Annotated in this window: 26 protein-coding genes; 13 read left to right on the forward strand and 13 right to left on the reverse strand. The window is 65.5% G+C overall.

What is annotated here, in order from left to right:
- Positions 1-89: 89 nt before the first annotated feature.
- The 4 genes from WHZ77_RS28400 to WHZ77_RS28415 form a co-directional block, all read right to left on the reverse strand.
- On the reverse strand, positions 90-362 hold the full coding sequence (locus tag WHZ77_RS28400; protein ID WP_375310978.1) for a helix-turn-helix domain-containing protein: 273 nt from the start codon (positions 360-362) through the stop codon (positions 90-92).
- A gap of 244 nt (positions 363-606) precedes the next feature.
- Complete coding sequence (locus WHZ77_RS28405; RefSeq protein ID WP_375310979.1) at positions 607-2,655, reverse strand: elongation factor G; 2,049 nt, start codon at positions 2,653-2,655, stop codon at positions 607-609.
- A 188-nt stretch (positions 2,656-2,843) separates the two neighbouring features.
- Positions 2,844-3,326 carry a DUF992 domain-containing protein gene (locus tag WHZ77_RS28410; protein WP_375310980.1) on the reverse strand — a complete coding sequence of 161 codons (483 nt, stop codon included), beginning with the start codon at positions 3,324-3,326 and terminating at the stop codon, positions 2,844-2,846.
- A 157-nt stretch (positions 3,327-3,483) separates the two neighbouring features.
- Positions 3,484-4,686, reverse strand: coding sequence for a pyridoxal phosphate-dependent aminotransferase (locus WHZ77_RS28415; protein WP_375310981.1), 1,203 nt, complete (start codon positions 4,684-4,686; stop codon positions 3,484-3,486).
- Between the two features lie 528 nt (positions 4,687-5,214).
- Between WHZ77_RS28415 and WHZ77_RS28420 the strand changes: the two genes are divergently transcribed.
- The 6 genes from WHZ77_RS28420 (at position 5,215) to WHZ77_RS28445 (ending at position 9,110) form a co-directional block, all read left to right on the forward strand.
- Positions 5,215-5,865 (forward strand): glutathione S-transferase family protein, encoded by a 651-nt coding sequence (locus WHZ77_RS28420; protein WP_375310982.1) that lies wholly within the window; start codon positions 5,215-5,217, stop codon positions 5,863-5,865.
- 153 nt (positions 5,866-6,018) lie between these two features.
- On the forward strand, positions 6,019-6,195 hold the full coding sequence (locus tag WHZ77_RS28425; RefSeq protein WP_375310983.1) for a hypothetical protein: 177 nt from the start codon (positions 6,019-6,021) through the stop codon (positions 6,193-6,195).
- Positions 6,196-6,280: 85 nt separating this feature from the next.
- A complete protein-coding gene (locus tag WHZ77_RS28430) occupies positions 6,281-6,439 on the forward strand; it encodes a hypothetical protein (protein ID WP_375310984.1) in 159 nt (52 codons plus the stop codon).
- Positions 6,440-6,568: 129 nt separating this feature from the next.
- Positions 6,569-7,381 carry a PAS-domain containing protein gene (locus WHZ77_RS28435; RefSeq protein ID WP_375310985.1) on the forward strand — a complete coding sequence of 271 codons (813 nt, stop codon included), beginning with the start codon at positions 6,569-6,571 and terminating at the stop codon, positions 7,379-7,381.
- 71 nt (positions 7,382-7,452) lie between these two features.
- On the forward strand, positions 7,453-7,908 hold the full coding sequence (locus tag WHZ77_RS28440) for a GNAT family N-acetyltransferase (RefSeq protein WP_375310986.1): 456 nt from the start codon (positions 7,453-7,455) through the stop codon (positions 7,906-7,908).
- A 260-nt stretch (positions 7,909-8,168) separates the two neighbouring features.
- A complete protein-coding gene (locus tag WHZ77_RS28445) occupies positions 8,169-9,110 on the forward strand; it encodes an aldo/keto reductase (protein WP_375310987.1) in 942 nt (313 codons plus the stop codon).
- Positions 9,111-9,128: 18 nt separating this feature from the next.
- Here the strand turns inward: WHZ77_RS28445 and WHZ77_RS28450 are convergent, their stop codons facing one another.
- The 3 genes from WHZ77_RS28450 to WHZ77_RS28460 form a co-directional block, all read right to left on the reverse strand.
- The gene (locus tag WHZ77_RS28450) at positions 9,129-9,452 is read right to left on the reverse strand and encodes an antibiotic biosynthesis monooxygenase family protein (RefSeq protein ID WP_375310988.1); all 324 of its coding nucleotides are present in this window, start codon (positions 9,450-9,452) and stop codon (positions 9,129-9,131) included.
- Between the two features lie 133 nt (positions 9,453-9,585).
- Entirely contained in the window at positions 9,586-10,803 is a 1,218-nt protein-coding gene (locus tag WHZ77_RS28455; RefSeq protein WP_375314832.1) for a DUF1501 domain-containing protein, read from the reverse strand.
- 2 nt (positions 10,804-10,805) lie between these two features.
- A complete protein-coding gene (locus WHZ77_RS28460; RefSeq protein WP_375310989.1) occupies positions 10,806-12,386 on the reverse strand; it encodes a DUF1800 domain-containing protein in 1,581 nt (526 codons plus the stop codon).
- A gap of 114 nt (positions 12,387-12,500) precedes the next feature.
- Between WHZ77_RS28460 and WHZ77_RS28465 the strand changes: the two genes are divergently transcribed.
- From WHZ77_RS28465 to WHZ77_RS28475, 3 genes are all read left to right on the forward strand, one after another.
- Positions 12,501-12,701, forward strand: coding sequence for a hypothetical protein (locus tag WHZ77_RS28465; RefSeq protein WP_375310990.1), 201 nt, complete (start codon positions 12,501-12,503; stop codon positions 12,699-12,701).
- Between the two features lie 194 nt (positions 12,702-12,895).
- Entirely contained in the window at positions 12,896-13,492 is a 597-nt protein-coding gene (locus WHZ77_RS28470; protein ID WP_375310991.1) for a hypothetical protein, read from the forward strand.
- The gene (locus WHZ77_RS28475) at positions 13,489-13,968 is read left to right on the forward strand and encodes a hypothetical protein (RefSeq protein WP_375310992.1); all 480 of its coding nucleotides are present in this window, start codon (positions 13,489-13,491) and stop codon (positions 13,966-13,968) included. Before WHZ77_RS28470 ends, WHZ77_RS28475 begins: the two co-directional genes overlap by 4 nt.
- 18 nt (positions 13,969-13,986) lie before the next feature.
- On the opposite strand, the gene WHZ77_RS28480 is transcribed toward WHZ77_RS28475, so the two are convergent.
- The 3 genes from WHZ77_RS28480 to WHZ77_RS28490 form a co-directional block, all read right to left on the reverse strand.
- The gene (locus WHZ77_RS28480) at positions 13,987-14,685 is read right to left on the reverse strand and encodes a glutathione S-transferase family protein (protein WP_375310993.1); all 699 of its coding nucleotides are present in this window, start codon (positions 14,683-14,685) and stop codon (positions 13,987-13,989) included.
- 114 nt (positions 14,686-14,799) lie between these two features.
- Positions 14,800-15,030: a hypothetical protein gene (locus WHZ77_RS28485; RefSeq protein WP_375310994.1), complete on the reverse strand. Its 231-nt coding sequence runs from the start codon at positions 15,028-15,030 to the stop codon at positions 14,800-14,802.
- Entirely contained in the window at positions 15,027-15,806 is a 780-nt protein-coding gene (locus WHZ77_RS28490; protein WP_375310995.1) for a TSUP family transporter, read from the reverse strand. Before WHZ77_RS28490 ends, WHZ77_RS28485 begins: the two co-directional genes overlap by 4 nt.
- Before the next feature lie 324 nt (positions 15,807-16,130).
- Here WHZ77_RS28490 and WHZ77_RS28495 point away from each other — a divergent pair, with 324 nt between their 5' ends.
- From WHZ77_RS28495 to uvrB, 4 genes are all read left to right on the forward strand, one after another.
- On the forward strand, positions 16,131-17,048 hold the full coding sequence (locus tag WHZ77_RS28495; RefSeq protein ID WP_375310996.1) for a LysR substrate-binding domain-containing protein: 918 nt from the start codon (positions 16,131-16,133) through the stop codon (positions 17,046-17,048).
- Between the two features lie 127 nt (positions 17,049-17,175).
- The gene (locus WHZ77_RS28500; protein ID WP_018648321.1) at positions 17,176-17,400 is read left to right on the forward strand and encodes a hypothetical protein; all 225 of its coding nucleotides are present in this window, start codon (positions 17,176-17,178) and stop codon (positions 17,398-17,400) included.
- A gap of 59 nt (positions 17,401-17,459) precedes the next feature.
- Positions 17,460-17,690: a hypothetical protein gene (locus tag WHZ77_RS28505; RefSeq protein WP_375310997.1), complete on the forward strand. Its 231-nt coding sequence runs from the start codon at positions 17,460-17,462 to the stop codon at positions 17,688-17,690.
- 93 nt (positions 17,691-17,783) lie between these two features.
- Positions 17,784-20,738 (forward strand): excinuclease ABC subunit UvrB, encoded by a 2,955-nt coding sequence (gene uvrB, locus WHZ77_RS28510; RefSeq protein WP_375310998.1) that lies wholly within the window; start codon positions 17,784-17,786, stop codon positions 20,736-20,738.
- A gap of 82 nt (positions 20,739-20,820) precedes the next feature.
- On the opposite strand, the gene WHZ77_RS28515 is transcribed toward uvrB, so the two are convergent.
- From WHZ77_RS28515 to WHZ77_RS28525, 3 genes are all read right to left on the reverse strand, one after another.
- The gene (locus WHZ77_RS28515) at positions 20,821-21,183 is read right to left on the reverse strand and encodes a hypothetical protein (protein ID WP_375310999.1); all 363 of its coding nucleotides are present in this window, start codon (positions 21,181-21,183) and stop codon (positions 20,821-20,823) included.
- A gap of 7 nt (positions 21,184-21,190) precedes the next feature.
- Positions 21,191-21,577: a hypothetical protein gene (locus tag WHZ77_RS28520; RefSeq protein WP_375311000.1), complete on the reverse strand. Its 387-nt coding sequence runs from the start codon at positions 21,575-21,577 to the stop codon at positions 21,191-21,193.
- Between the two features lie 147 nt (positions 21,578-21,724).
- Positions 21,725-21,973 carry a hypothetical protein gene (locus tag WHZ77_RS28525; protein ID WP_143843371.1) on the reverse strand — a complete coding sequence of 83 codons (249 nt, stop codon included), beginning with the start codon at positions 21,971-21,973 and terminating at the stop codon, positions 21,725-21,727.
- Positions 21,974-22,217: the final 244 nt, after the last annotated feature.

Here is a 22,217-nt window from a genome sequence, read left to right on the forward strand (position 1 = left end):
CCACAATGCTCCGATGCATCGTGCGGCCGCGTGCTTCGGCGCGCCCGGTGCGTTGGTCCTATTTGCTCCCGAGCATGATCATCGCAGGATCACGCCCCCACCCGGCGTGGCGGCCCCGGCTCTTTCAGCCGAACGCCGCGTCCGCCGCCGTCGCTTCGTGCCTGTTCGCCGATCAGCTCGACGCCCGCCCGCTCGAACGCATCGACCACCCTCATCAAGGTCTCGACCACGCCACGAACGTTGCCGGTGCTCGCCTCCATCCGCTGGATGGTCGGCAGCGACACGCCTGCGAGTTCCGCCAAGGTCCTCTGGTCAATGCCAAGCAGCGCGCGGGCCGCCCGCATCTGGAATGACGTGATCACCTTGGCCTCACGTATCAAAGCTTATAATTGATATCTGATGCATGTACAATGATGTAAAATACATCATTTCACCGCAAGCGCAAGCGCCCTTTGCGCGTCCTCCGTCGTTGCGAGCGCAGCGACGGAGCTTCCGGCGCAGGCTCGGCTAAAAGAAATGTCGTGCCCGCGGAGGCAGCCCCTCACCCCTCCCTCCCCCCGGCGAGAGCGGGGCGAGGGAGTGAGAGAGCTGTGCGTCCCACCCAGCTCACGCCGCGTGCTGATGCGCGGCGATGATCTGGTCGGCGGCGCGGCCCGTGACCTCGGCCATGTGGTCGAACTGGCGGGTGAAGCTGCCGGCACCGGCGGTGGCCGAACGCAGCTCGACGATCAGCTCGCCGATCTCCGCCTCCGGCATCATGGCGCGCACGCAGTCCCAGCCGCTCCAGCCATCGCGGGTGTCGAAGCCGAGGATCTGGCCGCGCCGCGCTGACAGGATCGCGTTGATCCTGGCGGTGGCGTCGGTCGGGCAGACGATCTCGACAACGTGGATCGGCTCCAGCAGCACCGGCTGGCATAGCGGCAGGCCCTCGTTGAGCCCGACTCGCGCCGCCGTGCGGAAGGCAAGGTCGGAGGAATCGACGCTGTGATAGGAGCCGTCGGTCAGCGTCACCTGCAAATCGGTGACGGGGAAACCGAGTGGACCGCGCGCCAATCCGTCGACGACGCCCTCCTCCACCGCGCCGATATAGTTGCGCGGCACCGCGCCGCCGACCACCTTCTCGGTGAACTTGAAGCCGTCGCCGCGCGGCATCGGCCTGATGTCGAGCACGACGTCGCCGAACTGGCCGTGGCCGCCGGACTGCTTCTTGTGGCGGCCGCGCTGGGTGATCGGCTTGCGGATGGTCTCCTGATAGCCGATCGCGGGCGGATGCGAGGTGAGCTTGATGCCGAAGCGGTCGCGGAGCCGCTCGCTCGCGACGCGCAGGTGCATCTCGCCCTGCCCCCACAGCACGGTGTCGTGGGTCTGGGCGTTCTGCACGACGACGAGCGAGGGATCCTCCTCGTGCAGCCGCGCCAGCGCCTGGCCGAGCTTGACGTCGTCCTTGCGGTCGGTGGCCGCAATCGAGATCGCCAGCACCGGCGGCGTCGGCTCCGCGGCGGCCAGCGCATCCGGCGGGGTCTTGCCGGTGGAGACCGTGTCGCCGGTCTTGACGGGATCGAGCTTTGCGAGCGCCACCGTGTCGCCGGCTTCGGCCGCGGCACGCTTGGTGTCGTAAGCGCCGTTGACGGCGAGGATGCCGGAGATGCGGCTGATCCCGCCTGAGGATGATTGCAGCGTGGCGCCGTCTTCGAGATGGCCGGCGAGCAGCCGCGTCAGCGACAGCTTTCCGCCATGCTGCGAATGCAGCGTCTTGAAGACGAAGCCGAGCGCGTCCCTGCTGGCGGGCACACCGAGACGCTTCGCGGTCTCCTCGATATCAGGCGCCTCGTGGCGCAGCGCCTTCATCAGACGCAGCACGCCGTTTTCGCGCGCGGCAGCGCCCAGCAGCACGGGGCAGATCACCCCCTCGCGCAATTCGCGGGCGAGATCGTCGAACACAGCATCGCGCGGCGGCTGAATGTCCTCAAGCAGTTGCTCCATCAGCGCGTCGTCGTGATCGGCGAGCTTCTCCAGCATCGAGAAGCGGGCCTCCTTCTCGCGATCGAGATCGCCGCCTTCGAGCGCGACCACCTCTGAGGCCTTGTGCTCGCGATAGACGAAGGCGCGCTCCAGCGCGAGATCGACGAAGCCCTCGATCAGCTCGTCCTTCCAGATCGGGATCTGGCGCAGCACCAGCGGCACGCGCGAGGCGGGCTGCAGCGTCGCGAGCGTCTCGCGGATGCGCTTGTTGGCGCGGTCGATCTTGTTGAGAAACAGGAAACGCGGGATCTTCAGCTCCTCCAACTCGCGCAGGATGATCTGAAGCTGCGGCAGCTTCTTCTCGTCCGCCTCGCAGACCACGATTGCGGCGTCGACCGCGGGCAGCGCGGCGCGCATGTCGTGGGCGAATTCGACGGAACCTGGACAATCGAGGAAGGTGTAGCTGTCGCCCATGAAAGTCGTGGTGGCGGCCGTGAGGCCGACGGTCATCTTGTGATGACGGGCCTCGGGCGTTGCGTCGCCGACGGAGGTTCCGGCGTCGACGCTGCCGGCGCGGGGGATTGCGCCTGTTCGCGCCAGGATCGCTTCGAGAAGTGTGGTTTTACCGCTTTGGAAAGGGCCCACCAGCGCGATGCACCGTGGACCTCGGGGACTTCTGACGTCTTGTCCCATTTCGCCGCCTCCTTGGTGTGGAGCTCGGCCCATGATTGGGTCGGCAAGCGCAGATGCTCTGCCCGTCCCTAAGATTTGGCAAGCGTCAAAAATCGCTGCGGTGCGTCGTCAGTTGTTTGTTACCGCTATCGCGGGGTTCACCTCTCCACGATGGGGAAAGGTGAACCAACACCTCCAGTGAGGAGGGCTTAACGGCCCGGACGGAGTTCCAGGCTTTCGAGGCCGGCAGCGATGTTGAGGCCGACCTGGCCCTGCAGGCTGAGCGGCTGGAGCGCGATCGAATTGTTGGAGCCGCCGACCAGCACGTTGCCGCCGAGGCCGACGCCGACCGAGGCGCTGCCCTGCGCACCGGCGTAGTTGCCGGCGAGGTCGCCGGGGCCGAGCCGGTCGACCGGCGCGAACACGCCCCAGGCCAGCGCCGTCTCCTGAGTGATACCGATGTCGAGGCCCACCTTACGGATCGTCGCGACGTAGCGGTCCTCGGGCAGGCCGTCAGCGCGCAGCACGCAGCCGAGATTGGTCACGGAGCCCACGATGAAGCCGACGCTGGCGCCGCCGCGGCATTCGAGCACGCCGACCCGTACCATCCGCTGCTGCTGTGCGCCGCTGCTGGCGACGGAGGCAACGAGACTGGCTGCGGCGAGCCCGGCGAGGATGAACGAACGGCGCATGAAATATCTCCGGCGATGAATGTGATGCGAGCATTGGAAGGTGCGGTACAAGTCACGCGGGAGTTCTATGCCACAAGAGTGATGCCGGTGCCAAATTTCGTGAAGCAATAAAAAGGCCCGCCGAAGCGGGCCTTTTCGCAATCCTGTCGCGAGAAGCTCAGCGCAGATTACCGCAGAAGCGCTGGATGCGCTTGCAGGCGTCTTCGAGGTCCGAGGTCTTGGTCGCGTAGGAGATGCGGAATGCAGGTCCAAGGCCGAAGGCCGACCCCTGCACGACCGCAACGCCCTCGGTCTCGAGCAGCTCGGTCACGAAGTCCTCGTCATTGCTGATCACCTTGCCCGACGGCGCGGTCTTGCCGATGGTGCCGGCGCAGGACGGATAGACGTAGAAGGCGCCTTCGGGACGCGGGCACTCGATGCCCTTGGCCTGGTTGAGCATGGAGACGACGAGGTCGCGCCGCTCCTTGAACACCTTGTTGTTGGCAGGGATGAAATCCTGCGGGCCGTTCAGCGCTTCGACCGCCGCCCACTGGGCAATCGACGACGGGTTCGAAGTCGACTGCGACTGGATCGTCGCCATGGCCTTGATGAGTTGCGCCGGACCACCGGCATAGCCGATGCGCCAGCCGGTCATGCAATAGGCCTTCGACACGCCGTTCACGGTGAGCGTACGGTCGTAGAGTTTCGGCTCGACCTGCGCGACGGTGGTGAACTGGAAGTCGTCGTAGACGAGATGCTCGTACATGTCGTCGGTCATCACCCACACATGCGGATGCTTGACCAGCACGTCGGTGAGCGCCTTCAGCTCGGCTCTGGTGTAGGCAGCTCCCGTCGGGTTCGACGGCGAGCACAGGATCACCCATTTCGTCTTCGGCGTGATCGCCTTCTCGAGCGCATCGGCCTGCAGCTTGAACCCGGTCGCGGCGGTGCAGACCACCGGCACCGGCTCGCCGCCGGCGAGTGCCACCATCTCGGGATAGCTGACCCAGTAGGGCGCGGGAATGATGACCTCGTCGCCGGGATTCATCGTCGCCATCAGCGCGTTGTAGAGCACCTGCTTGCCGCCGGTGCCGACGATGATCTGGTTCGGCTTGTAGGTGAGACCGTTCTCGCGCTGAAACTTGCCGATGATGGCTTCCTTCAACTCGGGAATGCCGTCCACCGCGGTGTACTTGGTCTTGCCGGCTTCGATGGCGTGGATCGCCGCCAGCTTGATGTTGGCCGGCGTGTCGAAATCGGGCTCGCCGGCACCGAGGCCGATGACGTTGCGGCCCGCCGCTTTCAGCGCGCGTGCTTTATCCGTGACCGCGATGGTCGCGGACGGCTTCACACGGTCGAGCGCAGCGGCAAGGAAGGACATCGTCATCTCCTGACAAGCGTCGTGAACCCTTTGGCCTCACGACTCCGATTGTGGGAATGCAGACACCCTAAAACGTGTGCCGCTGCACCGCAAGAAACTTCGGCCCAATCTCGCAAAAGTTTGCGTATCTGGAGCGTTTCAAGGTGCGATTTGCCGCAATTTTCCGAAACTTTGCCGCCGGAATCGCTCATATCCCGCAAGGCCTGTCCTCGGAGCAATTCTGAGCGTCGTGTGTCGCCCCGCTCGCCGTCAAGCACGGCCATGACGATGTGGAAGCATTAACGCTTCAAGGCCAACAGATCCGCTCGCTCACAGCAATGCACGGCACGATGCGTCCGCGCGTTGACGCAAGCGTGAACTGAGTTGCATGGCCGCACGGAAATGATCTTCCGCCGCATTGCAATGCGGTAGGGTTTTCGAGTTTTTCTATGGGCTGGCCCTTGCAGCGGATTCGCATCGGCATCATTGTTTAGCCGCGTTGCGGGGCAACAAGCGCCGCGTCTTCCCGTGTCCGGAATCATCTTCAGAATGTACAAGCTCTATTCGATGCAGCGCTCCGGCAACAGCTACAAGGTCCGCCTTGCGCTGGCGCTGTTGAACTTGCCTTACGAAGCCGTCGAGGTGGACATTCTGCGCGGCGAGAGCCGCACGCCGGACTTTCTGACCAAGAACCCGTCGGGCCAGGTGCCGCTGCTCGAGGTCGGCGGCGACCGCTATCTCGCCGAGTCCAACGCCATCCTCTGGTACGTCGCCGTCGGCACGCCGCTCGCGCCGGAGAACCGCATCGACCGCGCCGAGGCGCTGCAGTGGATGTTCTTCGAGCAGCACGCGCTCGAGCCGAACATCGGCGCGGCCTATTTCTGGCTGTCGCTGGTCAAGGGCGGCCGCGACCTGCAAACCCACGCGCTGGAGGACTGGATGGAGCGTGGCTATGGCGCGCTTCAGGTGATGGAGAACCATCTCAAGACCAACGCCTATTTCGCAGCCCGCCAGCTCACGGTCGCCGACATCGCGCTTTACGGCTACACCCACCTCGCCGACCGCTGCGACTTCGACCTTTCGACCTTCCCGGCGATCCGGGACTGGCTGAAGCGCGTCGAAGCCGCTCCCGGCTTCGTGGCGATGGACTGGCGGCCGGCCGACATCGACAACCCCGCCAGCATGGCGGCGGGGGCCTGAAAGGCTCCGTTGTTAAGGAATAGCGGGCATATCGTTAACCTTTGCCGCAATCCCGCCATTTTCATCGCAGGAGCCGCCGCAATATTGCCGGTTGAAATTGTGAAGTTGTTCGACGTCGCGGGTGATTCGCCCGCACGTTGAAGGATTTAGACTATGATTCGGGCGTCCGGCACGGCAGGCTTTCAAGGCCGTCCCGATACCGTCGCATCTTCCCGGTTAACCAACGCGGTCGCGGCCTCGCTCGCCGTCGCCGCGCTGTCGCTGTGTCTGATCGTCACCCTGACGGTGCTGTCGACCAAGGCCACCATGGCGATGGGTCTGCCGGTCTGATCCCCGTTTCATCCTGGACCATGCTTCCCGGCGCCAAGAAACCTTCGATCTGGCCCGCGCCGACCGGTATCGCGACAGGATTTCGATGAAATCACCTGTGGTCGTCGTTGCAATCACCCTGACGGCGGCCATCCTGGTCGCAGCATCGCTGCTGATTTTCACCGGCATGCGCAAGAGCTCGGGGACCTCGACGCTGAATGCGCCTGCGCAGCAGCAGCGCCTCAGAAACGCGCATTTGGTCTAAAATCTTCCGAAAGCTTTGCGCGCCATCACAGCCGCTTCTTAAGTGTTCCGCGCGATTTCGCACTGCACCCGCGCAACGATCAGTCAGTGTCGCGGCCTTATCTCGTTCAGGAAGGAACGAGTCAGGCCCATGCGATTCGGATGGCGTGCAATCTCCGGTCCTGTGCTGACGGCAGCGGTCGCGCTGCTGGCGATCCTGCTCGATCGTCGTGTCCCCGTCCCCTCGCCCGCGCCGCTGTTCGTCGGCATCGTCGCGCTGGCGGGAGCGCTGTCGGGTTTCGCCTCGGCCATGACCAGCGCGGCGCTCGCCGTGATCGGCGCTGCGCTGTTCTTCCTCAGCCATCACGGCGTATCCTTCGGCGCAGCGGCGGATCTGGTCCGGCTTGGCCTGCTGGCCATGACAGCCTTCGGCACCGCAGGCATCATCGGCCTGATGCGTGAGCGGCTGCTCGGCACCTTCGCCGCCGAGCGAAAGAGCCACGCCACCGCCGCGCGGCTGTCGGCCGCGCTCGACGAGGTCGACATCGGCATCGTGCTGCTCAATGCGGAGACGCGAGCCGAATTCATCAACCGCGCCTTTCGCGACTATTTCGCGCTGCCGGACGAAATCGCCGACGGCAAGCCGCCGTTCGTCGCGCTGATGTATCATGGCCGCGACACCGGCGCGTTCGAGCTGCCGGAAGACGAGCTCGGCACCTTCATCGCGCAGCGCATGGAGACGGTGCGGATCGGCGATGCCACGCCGATCAACATCAATCTGCGCAGTGGCGAGGTGCTGCGCTTCGTCTGCGCCGTGCTGCCCGACGGCGGCCGCATGCTGAGCTACACGCCGGTGACCGACCTCGTGCGCCACACCGACGCGCCCTCGCGCGCCGACTATTACCGCTCGCTGCGCGATCCCACCGGCCGCAGGCTGATCCGGTATCTGCGCGTCGCGGAGTGACGCGAGAGCACGATTGATTGGCGCGCCCATCATCACGTATGAAGGGCCTCCATCGGCCGCGGGAATTTCAAATGTCGCTCAGCATTCGCTCCGTCACGAAGCAGGACTACGATCAGTGGCTGCCGCTGTGGGACGGCTACAATGCCTTCTACGGCCGCTCGGGCCCGACCGCGCTCGCGCCCGAGATCACGAGGATGACGTGGCAGCGCTTCTTCGATGCCTATGAGCCGGTGCATGCGCTGGTCGCCGAGAGCGACGGCAAGCTGCTCGGGCTGACGCACTATCTGTTTCATCGCAGCACCACCGCGATCGAGCCGTCGTGCTATTTGCAGGACCTGTTCACGACTGAGGCCGCGCGCGGCAAGGGCGTCGGCTCGGCGTTGATCCATGGCGTCTACGAGCGCGCCAGGCTCGCGGGATCGCCGCGGGTCTACTGGCAGACGCACGAGACCAACGTCACGGCGCAGCGCCTGTACGACCAGGTTGCCGAGCGCTCGGGCTTCATCGTCTATCGCAAGGTCTTCTGATCTTCGCCAGCCAGATGCCCTGTGGATAACCTTGCCTGTCACCGGCGCGTAACACTCCGGGACTAGGTTGCAGCTGCGTCTGATCAGGCCCCCCGTCACCGATCAAGCGCCCCAAAGCGGTCCCCGTCAGTCGCCGCGTCTGACAGGGGCCGCATTTTTTTGCCCGCGATTGCCAAGCATGGCAGCAGCGCGGCCGGCGCCTTGCTGCTGCGGCGCACCGCGGTCACAATGGGCGCTGCTTTCCCCTGACAGGACCTCCCATGGAAATTCGTAATCTCGGCGCCTCCGGCCTGCGCGTGTCCGCGGTCGGGCTCGGCTGCAACAATTTCGGCCAGCGCATCGACCTCGAAGCCTCGCGCAAGGTGATCCATCGCGCGCTCGACAGCGGCATCACGCTGTTCGACACCGCCGACATCTATTCGAACATGGGCGGCTCGGAAAACGTGCTAGGCGCAGTGCTCGGCGATCGCCGCAAGGACATCGTGCTGGCGACGAAATATTCCAAGCCGATGGCCGAGGACGGCACCAAGCAGGGCGCCTCGCGCCGCTATATCATGGCGGCCGTGGAAGCGAGCCTGAGGCGGCTGAAGACCGATTACATCGATCTCTACCAGCAGCACGATTACGATCCGCTGACGCCGATCGAGGAGAGCCTGCGCGCGCTCGACGATCTCGTCCGTCAGGGCAAGGTCCGCTATATCGGCAATTCGAACTTTCCGGCGTGGCGCATCGCGGAGGCGGAGTACATCGCTCGCGCGATGAATGTCAGCCGCTTCGTTTCGTGCCAGGACGAATATTCGCTGGTCGTGCGCGACATCGAGAAGGACCTGTTGCCTGCTGCGCAAGAATACAAGCTCGGCCTGTTGCCGTTCTTCCCGCTCGCCAGCGGACTCCTGACCGGCAAGTACAAGAAGGGCGAAGCCGCACCCGGCGACACCCGCTTCGGCCAGACGCCGCGGCTCCGCGACCGTTACGTCACGCCGCGCAACGAGGCCATGGTCGAGAAGCTGCAGGCCTTCGCGCAGGCGCGCGGCCACTCGATGCTCGAGCTCGCTTTCTCCTGGCTCGCCGGCCGCCCGCAGGTCTCAAGCGTCATCGCCGGCGCGACCCGCGCCGAGCAGATCGAGCAGAACGTCAAGGCGATCGCGTGGAAGCTGAGCGCGGAAGAGATGGCGGAGATCGACAAGATCACGCAGGGCTGACGCTTGAGGCGCGGCGCGTTATTTCGCGCCGCGTCCGACCGTCTGGATCACCTCGAAGCCTTCGAATTGCGGATGGCCGAGATAGGACGGCTTGTGATCCCCGGCCCGCGCATGCGCCGCGCGGAATGCATCGGATTTGGTCCACGCCTCGAACGCGGCATGGTTCGCCCAGATCGTGTGCGAGGCATAGAGCGTATGGTCCTCGAGCTCCGGCCCCTTCAGCAAGTGGAATTCAACGAAGCCCGGCACCTTGTCCAGGTGCGTGTCGCGCGTGAGCCAGACCTGCTCGAAAGCGGACTCGGAGCCCTTGGCGACGCGGAAGCGGTTCATGGCGATGTACATGGGTGGTCTCTCCTGATGTTTCGCCAATCATGTCGTCATTCCGGGATGCGCCGCAAGGCGCAGGCCCGGAATCCATAACCGCGATCGGGAGTATGGATTCCGGGCTCGCGCTGCGCGCGCCCCGGAATGACGGCTAAACTACGAGCCCCTTCATGGGCCGCGCTGCTGCGCTGTCCGGAAACACCGTCTCCGCCAGCACGCGATCAGACAGGCCGAATTGCCCCTGCAGCACGCCCTTGATCACGGAACGCAAATCGGTCGTCGGCTTGAGGTCGCGGCCTTCATAGAGGTTCGCGAGCTTGAGGCCGGGCCAGTCGGAGATGACGCGGCCGCCTTTCACGGCGCCGCCGGCGAGCAGCGCGATGGTGCCGGTGCCGTGGTCGGTGCCGTCGGTGCCGTTGATGCGCGCGGTGCGGCCGAACTCGGTGGCGACCACGACGGCGGTGTCGCGCCAGCGATCGCCCAAACCGCCTTCGAATTCGGCGAGCGCACCGTCGAGCCCGCCGAGCAGGAAGGCGAGACGCCCGACCGGGCCGCCTTCATTGGCATGCGTGTCCCAGCCGTCGAATGCGAGCGCGGCAATGCGCGGGCCGTCATCGGCAGCCATCAATTTCGCCGCGCCGCGCGCCACCTGCCGCATCTGCGCGACCTGGTTGCCGGGCTTCGGCTTCATGTCGTCGCGGCTCGCGACCTTGTCGAGCTGGAGGCCTTGAGACAGTGCAGAGGCCAGCGCGGGATCGCGGTGACGGTAGAGATCGACCAGCCGCATCGCGGTGTCGTCATCGGCTTGCGGCAGCGCGACCGGGGCCCAGCCGACGGTCGGCGCATTGCCGCGCAGCACCAGCGGCGTGGTCGGACCGACCGCGAGACCGCTGGATACACGCTCGCCGCGCGGCAGCGCTTCCAGCGCGCGGTTGAGCCAGCCGGACTGCACCCGTCCCGGACCGGCATAGCCGCTTTCGAGCACGTCCTGGCCATCGAAATGCGAACGGTCGCGATAGGGCGTCGCGACTGCATGGATCACCGCGGCATGTTGATCGCGATACATGCGCGCGAACTCGGGCATCGACGGATGTAGCGCGAAGAAGCTGTCGAGCATGAGCGCGGGATGCGCGCCTTCCGCCGTCAGCGCGATCGATCCGTGCAGGCCGGCATAGTCGGGGTCACCGACCGGCGCGACGGTCGAGAGCCCGTCGAGCGCGCCGCGCAGGATCACCACGACCAACCTGGGATCGCGCCCATCGGCCGCGCGCGCGAATTTCGGCAAATAAGCCCAGGCCGCGAAGGAGGCGCCGCCGAGCAGCAGGCCGCGGCGCGAGGTGAGGAGGCGGTTCTCGACGCAGTCGATCATCTTCATCTCCGCTGCATTTCCGGCGACATCAACAGCAGGGCCAGTGCCTGCTGCCGCGATTCCGCGCGCTCGATGGTCTTGCGCGTTTCGATCGACGCCGCGTCCGCCGCGGCGAATTCCAGCAGGTCGAGCGGATCGATGTTGTTGCCGAGCCGCGCACCCATTTGCGCGGCGATGTCGAGCCGCAGCTTCATGCCCTCAGGCGCGGCCCAGGCGGCGCTGGTGTCGGGGAAACCGTTCGGCCCCGCCGGTGTCCACAAGGGCTGGCCGAGCAGGTTGAGATTGTTGAGATAGCCGCCGGGATCCTCCGGCACGCGCGCGAGCAGCCGGCCGCTTGCGACCAGGAAGTCATACGGCGATCGCATCTTGGTCAGCGGCGCCTTCCAGGCCTCGTCGGAATCGACCAGCGCCGTCGCCAGCGCCTTGAGATCACCGTCGGTCTTGACGAAGACATCGCGCAGGTGCTCCACCAAGGCCGGCGGCGGATCGTCGGCGACGAAGTGACGGACGAATTTGGTGGCGACGAAATTCGCGGTCGATGGATGGCGCGCGATGTCGCCGAGCGCGGCCTCGCCCTGCGCCAGCCCCGTCGCCTGGTAGGTCTTGCCGAGCAGCATCTGCGCCCCCGGCTGGTGCGCATTGGCGTTGAACACGAAGGAGCCGGGCGCCCCCAACTGGCCCTGCCGTCCGGCAAACGTCCAGCCCGTGATGATGCGCGCGAGCGAGGTGACGTCCTCCTGTGTATAGCCGCCGCCGACGCCGAGCGTATGCAGCTCCATGATCTCGCGCGCGAGATTCTCGTTCAGCCCGCGCTTGCGGTTCTGCCCTGCACGCGAGTCAGGTCCGAGCGATTGCTGGTTGTCGAGGAAGAACAGCATCGCCGGATGCTGCTCGACCGCCTTCAGCATGTCGGCGAAACGTCCGAGCACGTGCGGCCTGATCGCCTCGCGCTCGAACGCGCCGGCCCACATCCGCGCCAGCTCGCCCTTACTGGCGGAGATGCAGAAATGGTTGGACCAGAACACGACCAGGCGCTCGGTGAAGCCGCACTCGACCAGCGTCGCGCGCTGCAGCCGTGCCAGCGCCTCGGCGCGAAAGGTTTTCTGGATCACGTTGAGCGGCTGCGGCGCCGGTTTTGCGGCGGGCGGCGCCGCAATATTCGATTGCATGGTCTCGGGCTTCGCCGTGGTGTCGGCGGGCTTCGCCTCGGCCATCTGGCCCGCGATCTCGGTCGCCACCGTGCTCAGCGAGAGATTGCGGCGCAAGCCCGGCTTCTGATCGGCCGGCGCCTCGGCGGGCGCGGCGGCCTTGGTCGTTTCCTTGGCCGTTTCCTTGGCCGGCTCTTTGGCGGCTTCGCGCGCCTGCTTGACCTGGTCCTGATAGGCAAACACGGCCTGGCCGAGTTGCGGCGTCGATTGCAGGCCGGGCGCCTCCAGCAGCACGCCGTTCGGACGCGCGAGTTCCGCCTTTACGAATCCGCGCGGGTCGCTGGCGGCGTTGATGAGATCGCCGGACGCCCCGCCGCGGGCGCCGAAGCCGAAACGGTTGAGCGCAACCAGGGCGGCTTGCGAATCGCGGGCCATCGATTTGTCCTTCGCGCGTTGCCAACCGCTTTGCGAGTCCATGCGCAACGCATAATATACCGCAGCGGCAGATGAACCCGATATGAAAATGACGCCGAAGTTTTCGCGACAATCATGACAAATCCAAAAGAATCCGCGACGCCGGAACCGCGCCGCCTCACCTGTTCCCGCTGCGGCACGGAGTTCAGCTGCGATCTCTCGGGCAAGTGCTGGTGCGCGGAGGAAACGGCGCGATTGCCGATGCCGGTCAAGGGCGAGGACTGCCTGTGCCGGGAGTGCTTGCGGAAGGCAGCGGCGGCGGTGTCCGCGAAATAGCCTGCGGCGACCATTGCGTGTCTGGCGTCTGGCAAAGACCGACGCAACATGACCGGTCGTGCAGGAAACGCTAATGAGCGGAATCAGACCAGCTTCTTAGAGCTCCATTTACCTTCGCACGGCGAGACCCGTAAAATACCACACCTCTTAACCAGACACGGCTAAGTTGCGATGCGTCAATCCGAGTACGCCGCATGAGCCGCTTCATTCTCTTGACCTGCATGGCGTTCGCCTCCGCCTTCGTCGGCATCTCCTGGGCATTGCGCGGATTTCCGACCTCTTCCTTTTCGCCGATCGGCGAACTGAGACCGACCCTCACCGCAACATTCGGCGACGAAAGCTCCAAGGCCCGGGACCGCAAGATGTGGGAAGCGGAGCACACCGCGATGAGCGACAAGAATCCGAAGCTCGACGCGCTGCGCATGGACGCGTTGCAGGCCGGCACTGCCTACGCCATGTCGCCCTGCGATGACACGATGAAAGCCAATCTCATCGCGGCCACCTCGGCCTATGCGCGCGGTTACGCCGAGATCTACGACTGCCCGACCCAGGCCATGGGAATGTTCTGCAGCGAGAAGAAGCGTGACCAAGCCAACGCGGCATATTCGACGCCCCTCGACATGCGCGTCAGGACCGCGCTTGCGGAGGCCTTCGACCAGAAGGGCGTGGTCAAAGAGGATTTCCCAGAGGACATCCGTCTTACCGTCCAGCAATTCGCGGGTCCGGGTCTGTGGTCCGATCCATCACCGATTTGCCTGCCGCGGCAACGCGCGACGGCGAGCCGCAAATGAGCCGCATCTGGATTGTCGTTTGGGCGATCGTCATCTGGCAGATCGCTGTCTGGGCGTTCGCGCCCGAGCCTAAGGCCCGACCAGTGGCCCCGATCGATGGCCCTGGATATGGCACCAGCGAGAAATATTCGGTAGACGGCAGAGCGATAAAGCGCGCGAGCGTGATTGCCGCGCTGGAACGGCCTTATGGCGCCCGCTGCGCGGGCGATGGCCGAAAGCAGTTCATCGGCGGCCTCGACTCATACTACTATCATCGCCAGAATCAGATGGAGCGCTATCCCGAGACGTTCGGCAAGCCCGGTGCCGACTACATTGCCAAACAATGGTCGACGGGCGAGGACAGGCGCATCGAGCGCCTGACTCAGGAAGCATATACGCAAGGCTATTTCACGCTCTCCGACTTGAGCAGCGTCGCGCGCAAAATGGTCGAAAACGTCGTCAGAAACGAGCGCGTCACGGCAAAAGCCTGCGGGTGACAAGAGGCGCTCGCGGGCTCACACGGCGTGCCCTGGCGACTTTCGCGCCATGCCGTCGAACGCGTCGAGCAGTTTCTCGCGCCACGCATGGACCGGGTCGTCCGCTTCCAGCAGCTTGAAGGGGCTGGTCACGCGCGCCCACTGAAAGCCGCCGAACACGATGTAGTCGGCATAGTTCGGCGCGCTGCCGCCGATGAAGGGCTGCTTCTTCAGGGTCTGCCGCATCACCTCGAGCGACTTGCGGAACGCGACCACGCCCGCATCGCGGCTCGCCATCACCTCTTCCAGCGTCTTGCCGCCGAAACGCGCCTCGCGCGATTGGCGGAAATAGGCCGCGTCGACTTCAGCGAGGTTGTTCGGGATGTCGGCGATGATCAGCGGAAAGATGCCGCCGACGATGGCGATGTCGCCCCAGGCGTTGATCATGCGTGCCATGGCGCGGCCGCCCTCGCCGCCGAACAGCGACGGCTGGTTTGGAAAATTGTCTTCGAGATAATTCGCGATCGCCCAGGAATCGACCACGGGCTTGTCGTGGTGCAGCAGCACCGGGACCTTCTCCGAGCCGTGCGGCGCGATCGCACTCTTCTCGGTGAAGCGCCAGGGCAGCGTTTCCGCCGAAAGACCCTTGTGCGCGAGCGCCATCCGCGTGCGCCAGCAAAACGGGCTGAACGGGCGCGAGGCGTCGGTGCCAACGAGTTCAAAGAGTTTGAGGGACATGGAAAGGCTACTCCCGGAATTCCGTCATTGCGAGCGAAGCGAAGCAATCCAGACTGCCGCTGCGGAAACATTCTGGATGGCTTCGCCGACGCTCGCAATGACGATCTATAGACGTCACCGCCCGTTCGTTCGCAACAGTCTCTCGCCAGCTTCCGTCACCGCGATGATCAGCCCGATGCCGGGCCGGGTCTCGCGGGCGACGTAGCCGCGGTCGGCGGCGTCTTCCCAGATGGTGAGACGCGGGCACGAGGTTTTCCAGGTTGCGATCACCTCGGCATAGGCGCGCGGCTCGCGGGCGACCCATTCGACGAAGTCCAGCACCAGCGGATCGGCGTTGCTGCTCATGGCAATCCTCCCTTGTCGAAGGCGGCCGCGACGTCCGTACGGAGCAGCAGCCAGCCGCCATAGGCGATGTAGTAGCAGGCGATGGTGGTGATCAGCTTGTTCGACCAGGCGATGAATTGCTGGTCGGTCATGGCTTCGAGGATGCGCCGCGCCAGCGTGGTGCCGAGCATCGAGGCCGCGATGGCGACGCCGGCCAGCACGGGATCGAGGCTCGCGGCCTGGTCGATCACGCCGCCGAAATAGATCAGCTTGGTGAAGTGGCTGACGAGCTGGCACATCGCCTTCGTCGCCACCTTCTCGCGCCGGCCGAAATCCCCGCCGAGGAAGAAGGTGTCGAGCAGCGGCCCCGACACGCCGGTCATCAGCATCAGGCCCATGCAGATCGCGCCGTAGACCGTGCCCTGCCAGAGACGGTCGGGATCCGGCTTGACGGTCGAAGGCAGCAGCCGCGCCATGAACGGCGTGATGCCCAGCAGCAGCAGCGCCACCGGCTTGTCCGGCACGTAACGGGTGATCGACCAGGCCGCGAGCGCGACGGCGCAGCCGACCATATAGTTTGCGACCGGCCGCCAGCGGATATGCGCGCGCCACAGGAAGGCGCGCCAGCCATTGGACGCCATCTGCGTGATCGCGTGCAGCACCATCGCGGTCGGCAGCGGCATCAGGGCCAGCAGCACGCCGATCAGGATCAGCCCGCCGGCCATGCCGAACAGCCCGGACAGGAACGCGGTGCCGACCATCAGCAATCCGAGGGCAGCGATCATGATGGGCGTCACGAGGGGTCTCCGGTTAGGGGAGCAGGCTGTTCGTCTCCCTCGCCCCGCTTGCGGGGCCGGGACGAGCAAAGCTCGCCCTGGGAGGGTGGGGTGAGGGGGAGTCTCCGCAAGCGAGGTGAGAGTTGGACTCGCGGAGAGTCCCCCTCACCCGGAATCCAAGCTGCGCTGGGATTCCGGCCTCTCCCCGCAGGCGGGGAGAGGCGAAGGACCGCCGCGCCTCTCGGCAAATCAGCATGAATTGCGCCGATATTTCTGCCTCCCTTGCTCCTTCTTCGCAAACTGAGTTATCTTGGCCTGGCATCAGCTTTCCTGAGGGTGGGACAATTGCGGCGGCTGCTGTTTCTCAACGGTATCAAGGCATTCGAGGCGGCGGCGCGGACCGGCAGCTTTGCCGCGGCCGGGCTCGAGCTCAGCGTGTCGGCAGCCGCCGTCAGCCGCATGGTGCATCTGCTCGAGGACCGGCTCGGCGTCGCGCTGTTCGAGCGCAAGGCCAACAAGCTGGTGCTGACGCAGGCAGGGCGTGCCTATCAGAGCGGGCTGACGCCGATCTTCGATGCGCTCGCGAGCCTCACCGCGCAGGTGACGGCGCCCTCCAGCGTCCGCGTGCTCACCATCGGCGTCGGACATACGTTCGCGATGCGCTGGCTGATCCCGCGGCTGTCGGAATTTCGCAGCGAAGAGCCCGACATCGAGGTGCGCTTCACCACCGGCGGCGCCTCGGTGCCGTTCGGCGAGGACTGGAGCTGCGGCATCAAGCTCGGCACCGGCGACTGGCCGGGGCTGGTGGCCGAGCCGCTGTTCGCCGGCGATCTCACACCGGTCTGCGTGCCCCGGCTCGCCGCCTCGCTGAAGCGTCCGGCCGACCTGAAGGGCCCAAGCCTGATCCGCGTCGAACATTCGCCCGAGGACTGGCCAATCTGGCTGAAGGCCGCGAACCTCCCCCGTATCAATCCGCGCGGGCCGGAATTCCAGTTCTACGGCCAGGCGCTGCAGGCCGCCGCCGACGGGCTCGGCATTGCCATGGGCATCCGGCCCTATATTGACGATGATCTTGCCGCCGGACGGCTGGTCGCGCCGTTCGACCTCTCGGTGCCCAAGGGCATGCGCTGGTACCTGCTCTATCGCAGCTTTCAGACCGAGCAGCGTGACTTCGCCGCGTTCCGCCGCTGGATCATGCGCGCGGCGTCCGGGCCCGCGGCCCGCCCTGTCAGGCGGATCGGCCGTGCCTCAGCGCGGAACTGACACCCCTCCAACAGGCCCCTTCGGCAAAAAAGCCGGCGACCTGTGAACGGCTTCACATCCTGAAATCCGCAAACGTGGTCTCCTGACCCTCCAACAAGACACTTTCGTGACACTCTGGGGACTACAAATGACGACCCTCTACGACGGCTTTGACATCGAATCCTTTGAAGCTGGCAAGGGGCTGTGGCACGCCCGCATCCGCCGTGCCGATTTCAGCCCGGTTGCCATCGACGGCGTGCTGTTTCCGGCCATGGAGGTCGGCTTCGCCTGGCCCGATCCCGACGCGGCGATCGCGGACGCCAAGCACCACATCGATCGCTTCCGCCGGCGGGCCGACAGCGACGACGAATAATCACGCGGGACGGCAAGCGAACCCGGCGACAGCGCAACGTATAAAAGGGGGAACCGGTCATGTCAGTCATCGAATTCGAAGACGCAGCGCGGCCGAGGATTTACAGCCGCAATGTGCTGTCGAATTGTCCCGAATGCGACGGCGATCTCACGGTGCTCCGCGTGATCGGCGGCCGCGCCGGATGCGAGTACTGGACCATGCGCTGCACCGATTGCGGCGGGATCCATCTCGACATCCTCGAGCCGCGCCTGGTGGCCGAGGACGACAACGGGCCGCTGCCGGCGGCATGAGGGCGGCGCCTGCTGCCAACCTGCTGTCAGCAGCCTGCACCCGGATGGGCATTCGCCCTTTTCTGAGGGACGGACTCGCCCCATATTCGCCTCATGGCGAAGAAACCTGCTCCCCCAAAATCCCCTAAATCCAAGGCTCCGAATTCGAAGGCTCATCGGCCCGACGTGCAGCCGATCGGGCCGGCGCTGGCCGAACTGCTGAATCCCGCGATCAATCGCGGCGATGCCGGGCTTGGTTCGGGCACCGGCCTGCAGCCGCCGCCGGACAATTCGCGCGATCGCCGCTCCGGGGGTGAGGCCGCCGCGCACCGCGCGCGCGCCTCGACGCCGAAGGAGTTTCCGCAGGATACGACGCGGCCGATGCCGCTGCGTCCCAATCCGCAGCCGCCGGGCGCCCGCGAGGGCCGCGGTTTTGACGAAGCGCCGCAGGCCAATTACGGCACGGCGGCCACGATCCCGACGCTCGATCCGGAACTGGCGCGGCAGCTCGGTTTTCCCACCGAGGAAGACGACGCCGAGGCGCTGGCGCGGCCGCCGCGCAACAAGATGGAGGCGCTCGGCGTCAAGGCGACCGCCGATGCGCTGGAATCGCTGATCCGCGAGGGCCGCCCCGAGTTCCGCAAGAACGACGGCTCGCTGAAAGTGTGGACGCCGCACCGGCCGCCGCGCCCGGAAAAGTCCGAAGGCGGCGTGCGCTTCGAGATCAAATCGTCCTACGAGCCGCGCGGCGACCAGCCGACCGCGATCGCGGAGCTGGTCGAGGGCATCCAGCGCAACGACCGCTCGCAGGTGCTGCTCGGGGTCACCGGCTCGGGCAAGACCTACACCATGGCCAAGGTGATCGAGGCGACGCAGCGGCCCGCCATCATCCTCGCCCCGAACAAGACGCTGGCCGCCCAGCTCTATGGCGAGTTCAAGAGCTTCTTCCCGGACAACGCGGTCGAGTACTTCGTCTCGTATTACGACTATTACCAGCCGGAAGCCTACGTCCCGCGCACCGACACCTATATCGAGAAGGATTCCTCGATCAACGAGCAGATCGACCGCATGCGCCACTCCGCGACGCGCGCGCTGCTTGAACGCGACGACGTCATCATCGTCGCCTCGGTGTCCTGCATCTACGGTATCGGCTCGGTCGAGACCTACACCGCGATGACGTTCGCGCTGAAGAAGGGCGAGCGCATCGACCAGCGCCAGCTCATCGCCGACCTCGTCGCGCTCCAGTACAAGCGAACCCAGGCCGATTTCACCCGCGGCACGTTCCGCGTGCGCGGCGACGTCATCGACATCTTCCCGGCGCACTATGAGGACCGGGCCTGGCGCGTCAATTTGTTCGGCGACACCATCGAGACCATCGAGGAGTTCGATCCGCTCACCGGCCACAAGCAGGACGAGCTCGAATTCATCAAGATGTACGCCAACTCGCACTATGTGACACCGCGTCCGACGCTGGTGCAGGCGATCAAGTCGATCAAATCCGAGTTGAAGATGCGGCTCGACCAGCTCAACAACCAGGGCCGCCTGCTGGAAGCGCAGCGGCTGGAGCAGCGCACCACCTTCGACATCGAGATGATGGAGGCGACGGGGAGCTGCGCCGGCATCGAGAACTATTCGCGCTATCTCACCGGACGCCTGCCCGGCGAACCGCCGCCGACGCTGTTCGAATACGTGCCCGACAACGCGCTGGTGTTCGCCGACGAGAGCCACGTCACCGTCCCGCAGATCGGCGCGATGTTCAAAGGCGACTTCCGCCGCAAGGCGACGCTGGCCGAATACGGCTTCCGCCTGCCCTCCTGCATGGACAACCGCCCGCTGCGCTTCGAGGAGTGGGACATGATGCGACCGCAAACGGTCGCGGTGTCGGCGACGCCGAGCAGCTGGGAGCTGAACGAGAGCGGCGGCGTGTTCGTCGAGCAGGTCATTCGCCCCACGGGCCTGATTGATCCCCCGGTGGACATTCGCCCCGCCCGCACCCAGGTCGACGATCTCGTCGGCGAGGTCCGCGCCACCGCGCAGGCCGGCTATCGCTCGCTGATTACGGTGCTGACCAAGCGCATGGCGGAGGACCTCACCGAATATCTGCACGAGCAGGGCATCCGCGTCCGCTACATGCACTCTGATATCGACACCATCGAGCGTATCGAGATCATCCGCGATTTGCGCCTCGGTGCGTTCGACGCGCTGGTCGGCATCAACCTGCTCCGCGAGGGCCTCGACATTCCCGAATGCGCGCTGGTCGCGATCCTGGATGCCGACAAGGAAGGTTTTCTGCGCAGCGAGACCTCGCTGATCCAGACCATCGGCCGCGCCGCGCGCAACGTCGACGGCAAGGTGATCCTCTATGCCGACCAGATGACCGGATCGATGGAGCGCGCCATCGCCGAAACCGACCGCCGCCGCGAGAAGCAGGTCGAGTACAACACCGCGCACGGCATCACGCCGGAGAGCATCAAGAAGTCGATCGGCGACATCATGAACAGCGTCTACGAGCGCGACCACGTGCTGGTCGAGATCGGCGGCCACGACATGACCGACGACGTCATCTCGATCGGCCACAATTTCGAAGCCGTGCTCGCCGATCTCGAAACCCGCATGCGCGAGGCGGCCGCCGATCTGAACTTCGAGGAAGCCGCCCGCCTGCGCGACGAAGTCAAACGCCTGCGCGCCACCGAACTTGCAGTGGTTGACGATCCCACCGCCAAGCAGCGCACCGTGCAGGGCAAGGCCGGCGCCTATGCCGGAGCGAAGAAATACGGCGATGCCGCCAATCTTCCGGTCAGCGCCATGAAGAAGAAGACCGTGAGCTCCGCGCTGAAGGCGAGCGGCGGCGGCAGCGGCTCGAAGGTGCACAAGCCGCATCTCGACGAGATGCACGGGCCGGAATCGCTGCCCTACCGCGAAAACCGCGCACTGCCGTCAAAGCCGTTCGGCGGCGAGAGCCGGATCATCCAGCCTACGGATTCAAGGCAGTCGGGGCCGGAGTTCGGGCCCGCGCCGAAGTCGACGGGTGGGATGCCGGGGCGGCGAGGTGGGTGGAAGAAGAGGTAGGTTGCGCGGTATCATCCGCGCCATTCGTGGCTATGGATTCCGGGCTCGCCGCGTTGCGGCGCCCCGGAATGACAAGCAGCCCTCACCCCACACTCACCGCAAACAGCGACAGCAGCAGCACCGAGGCCACGAGTTGCACCGACGTCGCGGGCTTGGCGCGCCAGCGCGCGATCTTTTCGGAGAAGGACAGGCTCGCATCGAAGAAATTCGCCTCGTAGCCGTTCTTCAATTTCGGGAATTTTGTTCCCAGCCAGATGACGAGGACGCTGTAGAGCAGCGTCGCCATAACAACCGTGAGCACGCGATGGCCCCCGCGATCATCGCCAAGCAGCTTCACCATCAGCGAGGCCGCGGCGAAGATCGGGAAGCCCTGTAACGTTGTGGTCAGCACGAAGCCTTCGAGCCAGTTGAGCGGACCAAATTTCGGCGCGGTGATCGAGGCCATGACGCGCTCACCCCACGCTCGCCGTCACCACCGCCATCACCGACAGCAGCAGCACGATGGTCACGAGCTGGAGCGATGCGACAGGCTGGGTGCGCCATGCGGTGATCTTGTCGGCAAGCGACAGATGGGCCTCGAAGAATTTTGGCTCGTAGACGGTCTTGAAGAAGGCGGGGAAGCTCGGTCCGAGGGTCACGGCCAGCATCGCATGGGCCAGCGAGGCGACGGCGACGAAGATGGCGACGCCGGGGTCGCCGATTAGGTCGTGGGTGCCGCAGAGCTTGAGCGCGAAGGCGGCGGCGGCGATGGTTGGGAAGCTCTGCAGCGTCGCGGTCAGCGCGAGGCCTTCGATCGCGTTGGGCAGGCGGGACTTTCTTGCGGCGGCGATGGCGGCCATGGCACGTCTCCCTGATGACATGCCGATGACGTTAGCCGCGCCGGGAGGGGCGTGATGTGAGATGGGTCACGCGCCTCAAAAGGCCGCCGGAGGTGCGGCCCAATGGATTCCGGGTTCGCGCTTTCGCGCGCCCCGGAATGACAGGGGCTACAGCTTGCCCTGGCCGTTCACCTGGCTCTGCTGCTGCTGCTGCTTTTCCTGTTGCTCTTGCTGTTCCTTGGCGTGGTGGCGGCCGTAGAGGCAGCCGGCGGCGGCGCCGAGGACGCCATGATGGCCGGCATAGTGGCCGGCGACGCCGCCGACGATGGCGCCCTTGATGCAGCCCTTGGCATTGGCGGCGGAGGTCGCGCCCAGCATGAGAACCGCGGCGGCGACGGCGAGAAGCGGGGATTTCATGGATCGGTGTCTCCGGATGAATTATCAGCATCTCAACGAGCGCAAGCGGGTTCCGGTTCCAACGCTCGCCGCATGTCGCATCGCGCCGGACGCTGTGCGCGTGGCGTCATCAGCGTCCCTGCAAATTCCAGCAGGCGGATGCATGCGCAATCCGCCCTTGCAGCATGTGAACCGCGGTCCATCGATACGTGACCAATCGCGGCAGGGCTTTGTGTTTTTGCGGATTGATGGACCCGCAAGCTGC

Origin of the sequence: Bradyrhizobium sp. A5, from assembly GCF_042076515.1 — a bacterium.
Classification (GTDB): Bacteria; Pseudomonadota; Alphaproteobacteria; order Rhizobiales; family Xanthobacteraceae; genus Bradyrhizobium; species Bradyrhizobium cosmicum.

What these genes read in the sequence shown, in the direction of transcription:
- WHZ77_RS28405 (WP_375310979.1), bottom strand. Translation starts at nt 2,655, where the DNA reads ATGGGACAAGACGTCAGAAGTCCCCGAGGTCCACGGTGCATCGCGCTG.
- WHZ77_RS28410 (WP_375310980.1), bottom strand. Translation starts at nt 3,326, where the DNA reads ATGCGCCGTTCGTTCATCCTCGCCGGGCTCGCCGCAGCCAGTCTCGTT.
- WHZ77_RS28415 (WP_375310981.1), bottom strand. Translation starts at nt 4,686, where the DNA reads ATGTCCTTCCTTGCCGCTGCGCTCGACCGTGTGAAGCCGTCCGCGACC.
- WHZ77_RS28420 (WP_375310982.1), top strand. Translation starts at nt 5,215, where the DNA reads ATGTACAAGCTCTATTCGATGCAGCGCTCCGGCAACAGCTACAAGGTC.
- WHZ77_RS28425 (WP_375310983.1), top strand. Translation starts at nt 6,019, where the DNA reads ATGATTCGGGCGTCCGGCACGGCAGGCTTTCAAGGCCGTCCCGATACC.
- WHZ77_RS28430 (WP_375310984.1), top strand. Translation starts at nt 6,281, where the DNA reads ATGAAATCACCTGTGGTCGTCGTTGCAATCACCCTGACGGCGGCCATC.
- WHZ77_RS28435 (WP_375310985.1), top strand. Translation starts at nt 6,569, where the DNA reads ATGCGATTCGGATGGCGTGCAATCTCCGGTCCTGTGCTGACGGCAGCG.
- WHZ77_RS28440 (WP_375310986.1), top strand. Translation starts at nt 7,453, where the DNA reads ATGTCGCTCAGCATTCGCTCCGTCACGAAGCAGGACTACGATCAGTGG.
- WHZ77_RS28445 (WP_375310987.1), top strand. Translation starts at nt 8,169, where the DNA reads ATGGAAATTCGTAATCTCGGCGCCTCCGGCCTGCGCGTGTCCGCGGTC.
- WHZ77_RS28450 (WP_375310988.1), bottom strand. Translation starts at nt 9,452, where the DNA reads ATGTACATCGCCATGAACCGCTTCCGCGTCGCCAAGGGCTCCGAGTCC.
- WHZ77_RS28455 (WP_375314832.1), bottom strand. Translation starts at nt 10,803, where the DNA reads ATGATCGACTGCGTCGAGAACCGCCTCCTCACCTCGCGCCGCGGCCTG.
- WHZ77_RS28460 (WP_375310989.1), bottom strand. Translation starts at nt 12,386, where the DNA reads ATGGCCCGCGATTCGCAAGCCGCCCTGGTTGCGCTCAACCGTTTCGGC.
- WHZ77_RS28465 (WP_375310990.1), top strand. Translation starts at nt 12,501, where the DNA reads ATGACAAATCCAAAAGAATCCGCGACGCCGGAACCGCGCCGCCTCACC.
- WHZ77_RS28470 (WP_375310991.1), top strand. Translation starts at nt 12,896, where the DNA reads ATGAGCCGCTTCATTCTCTTGACCTGCATGGCGTTCGCCTCCGCCTTC.
- WHZ77_RS28475 (WP_375310992.1), top strand. Translation starts at nt 13,489, where the DNA reads ATGAGCCGCATCTGGATTGTCGTTTGGGCGATCGTCATCTGGCAGATC.
- WHZ77_RS28480 (WP_375310993.1), bottom strand. Translation starts at nt 14,685, where the DNA reads ATGTCCCTCAAACTCTTTGAACTCGTTGGCACCGACGCCTCGCGCCCG.
- WHZ77_RS28485 (WP_375310994.1), bottom strand. Translation starts at nt 15,030, where the DNA reads ATGAGCAGCAACGCCGATCCGCTGGTGCTGGACTTCGTCGAATGGGTC.
- WHZ77_RS28500 (WP_018648321.1), top strand. Translation starts at nt 17,176, where the DNA reads ATGACGACCCTCTACGACGGCTTTGACATCGAATCCTTTGAAGCTGGC.
- WHZ77_RS28505 (WP_375310997.1), top strand. Translation starts at nt 17,460, where the DNA reads ATGTCAGTCATCGAATTCGAAGACGCAGCGCGGCCGAGGATTTACAGC.
- uvrB (WP_375310998.1), top strand. Translation starts at nt 17,784, where the DNA reads ATGGCGAAGAAACCTGCTCCCCCAAAATCCCCTAAATCCAAGGCTCCG.
- WHZ77_RS28515 (WP_375310999.1), bottom strand. Translation starts at nt 21,183, where the DNA reads ATGGCCTCGATCACCGCGCCGAAATTTGGTCCGCTCAACTGGCTCGAA.
- WHZ77_RS28520 (WP_375311000.1), bottom strand. Translation starts at nt 21,577, where the DNA reads ATGGCCGCCATCGCCGCCGCAAGAAAGTCCCGCCTGCCCAACGCGATC.
- WHZ77_RS28525 (WP_143843371.1), bottom strand. Translation starts at nt 21,973, where the DNA reads ATGAAATCCCCGCTTCTCGCCGTCGCCGCCGCGGTTCTCATGCTGGGC.